This window comes from Sphingobacterium endophyticum (genome assembly GCF_009733535.1).
Classification (GTDB): Bacteria; Bacteroidota; Bacteroidia; order Sphingobacteriales; family Sphingobacteriaceae; genus Sphingobacterium; species Sphingobacterium endophyticum.
Genome location: NZ_SMMI01000006.1, coordinates 255,354 through 261,678, shown reverse-complemented (window position 1 = coordinate 261,678; position 6,325 = coordinate 255,354). Strand labels below are relative to the sequence as shown.

Genomic DNA, 6,325 nt, shown 5'->3' with positions numbered 1-6,325 from the left:
ACTCCTTCAGGAATGATAAGCGGCATTAAAGCTTTAAATGAATCGTGCATCTCTATATAAGTTCAAAGCACAAATATCTAATTATTTTTTATCCCCTCCACAACTTTTGTACATGATCCTGAATCAGTGATTTGAATGCATTTCAGTGAGTACTTCAATCAAATTTAATGACTCACCGAATGAGTCACTAAAAGTTTGCGAATTTCTGAACATTTTGACCTGCCTTAAAAATAAAAAAGCCTGCAAACGTTCAATTTGCAAGCTTTTGTATGTTTTGATCTTCGATGTGGTAGCCCGTAGGGGAATCGAACCCCTGTTTCAAGAATGAAAATCTTGCGTCCTAACCCCTAGACGAACGGGCCATTTTGCTTTGGTGATGCAAATATAGAAGCTTTATCTATTCTTCCAAAATATTTTCACCGGCAAAAATATAACTCATTGGCTTTGAAATCAATATTTTTATATTAAATCAAATCCTATATCTGTTCTGAAGTATTTTCCTTCGAAAAATATACGTCCTGCATCAGCGGTTGCCTGTTGCAATGCTGAGAATAAATCATCTTCCAATGCAGTTACTGCAAGTACACGTCCACCAGCAGTCAATACATTTATCCCATCCTGTTTAGTCCCCGCATGAAAAACAATAGACTCCTTAACGTTTTCCATATTTGATATCACCTTACCTGTTTCGTAGTTTCCAGGGTATCCTCCTGAAACAATAACAACAGTAGCAGCAGTCTTATCCGTTACAGTATATGAACGTTTATCCAAATCAACCTTCGCAACACCTTCTAATAGATCCACTAAATCTGATTCAATACGCACCAATACCGACTCTGTTTCTGGATCTCCCATGCGAACATTATACTCAATAACATAAGGATCACCGCCCACATTCATTAATCCGATAAAAATAAAGCCTTTGTAAGGAATCCCATCTTTCTTCAAACCATCAACTGTAGGTTTGATAATACGGCTTTCTACCTTATCTAAGAACGCTTGATCTGCAAATGGAACTGGAGAGACAGATCCCATACCACCTGTATTCAATCCTGTATCACCTTCACCAATCCGTTTATAGTCTTTTGCCGAAGGCAAAACTTTATAATTTTCACCATCTGTCAATACGAAAACAGACAATTCAATTCCTTTTAAAAACTCTTCAACCACAACCACATCACTTGCTGCCCCAAACTTGGAGTCGCTGATCATCGCCTTGAGTTCCGCTTTTGCTTCATCATAGGACTCAAGGATTAAGACTCCTTTTCCTTGCGCCAAACCATCAGCTTTCAAGACAATAGGAAGATTTTGAGTATCTAAATACGCTAATCCTTCCTCCAAATTTGATTTGTTGAATGACTTAAACGCAGCTGTAGGAATATCATGACGGATCATAAATTCCTTCGAAAAATCTTTAGAACCTTCTAATTGTGCCCCTTCTTGTTGTGGACCAATAACTGCGATTCCTTTTAAATCTTCCCTCGAAAGGAAAAAATCATGAATACCCTTTACTAATGGCTCTTCCGGACCTACAACAATAATTTCTACATTATTTTTTAACGCAAAATCAGCGATTCCTTCGAAATCCGTAACTTTTAATGCTACATTTTCACCATACTGTTCTGTACCAGCATTCCCTGGTGCGATATATAATTTGCTTAATTTTGGGCTTTGTGAGATCTTATAGGCAAAGGCAGACTCTCTACCTCCAGAGCCGATGATTAGAATATTCATACCGCAAAGATATTGAAGCAGATGAGAAATCCGCTCCCAAAAAAATAATTTACAAACTTTCCCTCGAAATTTTCGTATAATTATAAAGAATTAGCCAGCTTAATTATGAAGAAACTCACCGTCCTCTTAGGTCTTCTCTGTGTATTCAGTGTATTTTTTCGTTTATCTGCTCAAACTACTGATGTATTTCAAGAAAGAATGACTCAGTATGCAAATAAATTTCCCCAAGAAAAAATTCATATACAGACCGATAGAGATAATTATGGTGCCGGTGAAACCATCTGGTATAAAGCTTATACTACAATTGATATCGAAAATAAACTCTCCATTTTATCCAGAATAGCTTATGTCGAACTAATCAGTCCAACAGGAGAAATAGTCAGTCAAAAAATAAATTCACTGTTTTCTGGTATCTCCGTTGGTGATATCGCGCTCTCCGATACTTTGGTTGAAGGTTCCTATAGAATGAGGGCCTATACAAATTGGATGAGAAACAGTAGTGCTGACTACTATTTTGAAAAAGTTCTCAACATTGGTAATCTACGTTCGGATAATATCATCAGCAGCAGCCAAATGATAACCGAGGGAAACAATGAATATTATCTCCTAAACTTTAAAAACCCCGAGAATCAAGATTGGGCGAAAACATCCGTGGGATATGAGGTTCTGGAAGGTGAAAAGGTAGTTGACAGGGGCAGGGAATCGATGCAGCCGGATGGAACTATAAAAATAAAGGTTACTGAAAAGATAAAAGGAAAACCAATTTCCATCCGTTTCAGAAATGTAGATCAATCCACAGTAAAGAAATTAATCAATACCGATATCTTCAATAAACAAAACAGTTTGCAATATTTCCCTGAAGGGGGCCAGATTGTTGGAAATGAACTTAATAGAATTGCCTTCAAGGCCCTAAATCCAAAAGGTTTAGGAACCAAAGCCCGTATTCAAATTTTTACTTCTACAAAAGACACCGCAGCATCTGTCAGCACAAATGATCTGGGAATGGGATCTGTACCTGTTTATCTAGCTGCAGGAGAACATTATGATATTCAAGCAACCTTTGAAGATGGTTCAGTCGCAAATTTAGAATTGCCAGAAATAACCGCAGATAAATTATCCCTAGCCGTTAATATCAGCAATCCTGATAAATTGTTTATCCAGGTAAATATCGGTGAAGAAAGAATAAATGATCAAGATTTATATGTGGTCTTACAGCACTTAGGAAATATTTTTTATTTGGCTAAAAATAAAGCAAACCAAAACTCGGTGCTATTTACAGTCCCTAAAGACAAATTACCTACAGGCCTTTTGACAGTCACTTTATTAAATAAGAACTTTCAGGCAGTTGCGGAAAGACCTGTCTTCAATTTTAACAATAAAAGCTATCTACCTGCAGATATTAAGCTAGATAAGGACTCTTATGGAACAAGGGAAAAGGTAACTACAGAAATTGCAGTAGATGGAAGCCAAGACAGCACGAATATGGCCATTCTTTCTGCCTCAATTGTCAATTTAAAAAACTATAAAGACGATGTTCCTGATGCCGTTAGCATCTTAAGTTCCTTATATCTGAATGCGGACCTAAAGGGTTTCATTGAAAAACCAAGTTATTACTTTAACCAGGATGGAACAATTAAGGCATTAGACCTTGACAATTTAATTCTTACCCAGGGTTGGCGAAAAATAATAATCAGTAAACTAGATTCAATATCAGATTTAGTTCCTCAATATAACGCTGAAAAGGGTCTTAAGATTTCTGGAGCAATCAACAAGGTGGGACGTAAAGTGCCTGTCCCTAATGCCAAAATTCAGTTGATTTCCACAAATAATTTCATGGACTTTATTGATACTATTTCCAATGAAAATGGAAAATTTGAATTTGACAACCTCATCTTTCCAGACAGTGTCAAGTTTCTTCTATCTGCCAGAAATGAAAAAGGTAAAAATTTTGTCGATATATTGTATGCACCTACCGAACCTCCTCTAATAAATTTTGATAAAAATGCTCCTCTAATCCTTAACGACATAAATAAGTTAAATGAGGATCAGCTGTTAGCGAATAAAAAGTTTTATGATCAACTGGAGAAGAAGGGGATTATGGATAAGGTCTTTCAAATACAGGAAGTTACCATCCGGGCACAAAGACCAAAAGCTTCTACCAATTCTTCTAATCTAAATGGACCAGGAAATGCGGATCAGGTCATTACTGCTGATGACTTAAGCACCTGTGCAACGCTTGAGATGTGTTTGAACGGTAGGTTAACTGGTGTTTATTTCTCTAATGGTATTCCGCACAGCACAAGAGGAAATAGTCCAATGCAAGTGGTTGTGGACGGGATGTACATGGAAGCTGATATTTTGAACACAATTAGTCCAATGGATGTACAAAGTGTTGAAGTTCTTAGAAACGTGAACTATACGGCTATCTATGGTGTCTACGGCGCATCTGGTTTAATCATTATCACCTCCAAAACAGGTCGTGATGCTCGCTCATCCGCATATCAACCTACCGGAATACTTTCAATTGCCCCTAAAGGAATTTCATTAGTAAAGGAATTTTATAAACCTGCTTATGAGGTAAGTTCTGAAAATCAATTCCAAAATGATTTAAGAACAACAATACATTGGGAACCAGGAATTATAACGAATAAAGGAAAAGCTAGCTTTAACTTTTACACTTCGGATGAAGCCGGAACCTACAGGATGATTATTGAAGGGCTCGACTTTAATGGCAGGCTCTTAAGGAAGATTGTCAACTTCGAAGTTAAATAAACAAGGATATCCCAGATTATGGGGTAGCATGATTTCTTCGAATGGTCTAATCCAATCAAATAATATCCACAATTGTTATGATATGCGCTAATTTTTTGTTGATAAGACTAATTTTTCCGTAAATTTCGATACTTAACAAATGGAACTTACATGGGTACATTCTTAAATACTCAAATTTCTGAGAACATCTGCTATATCCAATTAGATAGAGGAAAATCAAACGCGATGCACTTAGAGATGATCGAAGAAATATCGGCCACCTTTAAGTCTTTAAAAGATGATCCCGCCATATTTGCGGTGATTTTGCAAGGTAAGGAGGGCTTCTTTACCTCAGGATTAGACCTTATCACGCTCTTTCAATATGATGAAGCTCAAATGAGAACGTTTTGGGATAAATTCATCAATTTAATTGAAGAACTGGCATCATTCCCTAAACCATTTATTACTGCTGTAACAGGACATAGCCCGGCAGGAGGCTGTGTACTTGCACTTTGCTCTGACTATCGGGTTATGGCTGCTGGAGAATATATCATTGGATTAAACGAAGTTCCTGTTGGAATTATCGTTCCATCGAGTATTTTCGAGCTTTACAGCTTCTGGATAGGCTCTGGAAATGCAGCTCGATTCTTATTAGAAGGTAAACTCTTAACCCCTCAAGAAGCCTTAAACATCGGTTTGATTGACGAAGTCGTCAATTTTGATAGAATTCAAAATACCGCTACTAGAAAAGCTAAGCAATATCTTCAGTTTGAGCCTAATGCTTGGAAAGCCTCAAAGATTAATATCCGTAAAAACATCATCAAGCAAATTCAGGAAACTAAAGGTCCTGCTATCGAACAGGTTTTGGAACGTTGGTGGGCACCATCTACTCGAGCGATATTAAAAGCAATTATCGACAATCTAACTAAAAAATAATATGGCAGTACAAGGAGCATTACAAACGGATGCATTAAAAGGAAAAACTGTTGTCGTTACTGGAGGAGGAACTGGACTTGGTAAAGCCATGTCAACTTATTTTTCAGAGTTAGGGGCGAATGTTGTCATCAGCAGCAGAAAGCTTGATGTACTCGAAGAAACAGCCAAAGAAATACAGGCAAAGACCGGCAACCCTGTCCTTCCTGTTGCTTGTGACATACGAAATACGGAAGAAATTACGCTCTTGAGAGAAAAGGCCGTGAAGCTTTTCGGAAGGGTTGATGTCTTAGTGAACAATGCTGCAGGAAACTTTATTTCTCCTACTGAGCGGCTTTCTGCAAATGCGTTCTCAACCATTATTGACATCGTGCTTAAAGGAACGGTCAATTGCACCCTTGAATTTGGAAAACATTGGATAGAGAACAAACAACCCGCTAATGTCTTGAATATTGTGACCACCTATGCTTTTACGGGCTCTGGTTACGTGGTACCCTCTGCTGTCGCTAAAGGCGGAGTGGTAACTTTGACAAAATCATTGGCAGTGGAATGGGGGAAATATGGCATTAGACATAATGCGATTGCTCCAGGACCATTCCCAACCAAAGGTGCTTGGGATCGATTATTGCCTGGTGAACTGGCTAAAAAGTTTGACTTCAAAAATAGAGTTCCTTTGAAACGTGTAGGCGAACATCAAGAATTAGCGAATTTAGCAGCTTTTTTAATTTCAGACTTCGCAGGATATATTAATGGCGAAATCATTAGCATTGACGGTGGAGAATGGCTACAAGGTGCTGGCCAAATGAATGGAATGGAAGCTATCCCCGCTGAAATGTGGGACAGTATTGAACAAACTATCCGGAAAAACAATAAATAATCATGATTAAAAATTACGGAATCGCCCTTA

General features: G+C 37.8%; 4 protein-coding genes and 1 tRNA gene. 3 read left to right on the top strand and 2 right to left on the bottom strand.

The features are described from left to right. Window positions 1–287 precede the first annotated feature (287 nt). Both E0Y80_RS10325 and purD read right to left on the bottom strand, forming a co-directional pair. Window positions 288–362 (bottom strand) — tRNA-Glu (locus E0Y80_RS10325). A gap of 97 nt (window positions 363–459) precedes the next feature. Beyond that, a complete protein-coding gene (gene purD / locus E0Y80_RS10320) occupies window positions 460–1,734 on the bottom strand; it encodes a phosphoribosylamine--glycine ligase (RefSeq protein ID WP_156307586.1) in 1,275 nt (424 codons plus the stop codon). 105 nt (window positions 1,735–1,839) lie between these two features. Between purD and E0Y80_RS10315 the strand changes: the two genes are divergently transcribed. The 3 genes from E0Y80_RS10315 (at window position 1,840) to E0Y80_RS10305 (ending at window position 6,295) form a co-directional block, all read left to right on the top strand. Beyond that, window positions 1,840–4,506 carry a TonB-dependent receptor plug domain-containing protein gene (locus E0Y80_RS10315; RefSeq protein ID WP_156307585.1) on the top strand — a complete coding sequence of 889 codons (2,667 nt, stop codon included), beginning with the start codon at window positions 1,840–1,842 and terminating at the stop codon, window positions 4,504–4,506. A 150-nt stretch (window positions 4,507–4,656) separates the two neighbouring features. Continuing rightward, window positions 4,657–5,421 (top strand): enoyl-CoA hydratase/isomerase family protein, encoded by a 765-nt coding sequence (locus E0Y80_RS10310; RefSeq protein WP_156307584.1) that lies wholly within the window; start codon window positions 4,657–4,659, stop codon window positions 5,419–5,421. Between the two features lies 1 nt (window position 5,422). Further along, the gene (locus E0Y80_RS10305; protein ID WP_156307583.1) at window positions 5,423–6,295 is read left to right on the top strand and encodes an SDR family oxidoreductase; all 873 of its coding nucleotides are present in this window, start codon (window positions 5,423–5,425) and stop codon (window positions 6,293–6,295) included. Window positions 6,296–6,325: the final 30 nt, after the last annotated feature.